Source organism: Acidovorax sp. NB1, assembly GCF_005405905.1.
Classification (GTDB): Bacteria; Pseudomonadota; Gammaproteobacteria; order Burkholderiales; family Burkholderiaceae_C; genus Acidovorax.
On sequence record NZ_BJHU01000031.1, the window covers coordinates 1 to 893 of the forward strand.

Annotated in this window: 1 protein-coding gene; it reads right to left on the reverse strand. The window is 60.6% G+C overall.

The features are described from left to right. On the reverse strand, positions 1-893 hold an 893-nt coding region (locus tag AvAM_RS16770; protein ID WP_171012283.1), incomplete at both ends, for a Tn3 family transposase.

An 893-nucleotide genomic window follows, 5' to 3' on the forward strand; every position in this document is an offset into this window, starting at 1 on the left:
GAATTCCAGCACAGCCTGGCAGGCCTGGCTCAGACGCCGTTCGTCCCGCGCCCAGCGCATGGCATGGCGAATGCTGGTGGCAGACAATTGCGGAATCATGCGCGCGCATTCGACCGCAGTCAGACTGGTGCCGTGGGCCATGATGCCGGCATAGACCATCAGCAGCTCGTCGGTAGAGCGCGGCTCACGTCCGAGCATGATCCAGCTAAAGCGCACCTGGGCGTCAACGGCCAGAATCACTTCCGGCAATTGAACCTCACCGATGCGGTGACCCAAAGCCGCGCGCAGCTTGGTCACTTCTGGGTCTTCGTCCTCTGCGGGCAATGGCGACAAATGGAGTTCATCATCCACGCGCAGTACGCCACTGCGGGCTGCAGCGGCCACCGCATCGACACCGGCAGTTACTCTGGCCAGCAAAGGCTTCAAGAAAGTGGCAGCCTTGCTGGGTAACGATAGACGGGCATAGTGTTTCTTGGACTCTGCCTGCCAACGCTCGTCCGTGAAGAACAAGCGCGCACGACCCCGAAAGCTCAGGCTGTGCTCAATCCAGACCGAGCCATTGCGCACCGCGCGGCGCAGGGCAAACAGGGTGGCCACCTCCAACGCCTGAAACGCCCGTTCCCGGTCTGGGCTGGAGATCGAAACCTGCCAGATCATTCCCAGACTTGGTGCCACCACTTCAACTGGCAGCTTTCTGGATCCTTTGAGATATAAAGCTTGCAGCTTGGCAAGGTACTCGATGGCAGGATGCTCGCCGGTGGCCTGCCAGGGCAGCTTTGCAATGGCGACGAGCAACGACCGCACGGGGCGAATTCCATCAATCAATCCCTCGCGGACCAGGGAGGCCCTGCTCGGTGGTTTGCGTTTCTGGGTTTCGGTGATCAAGGCTTCAA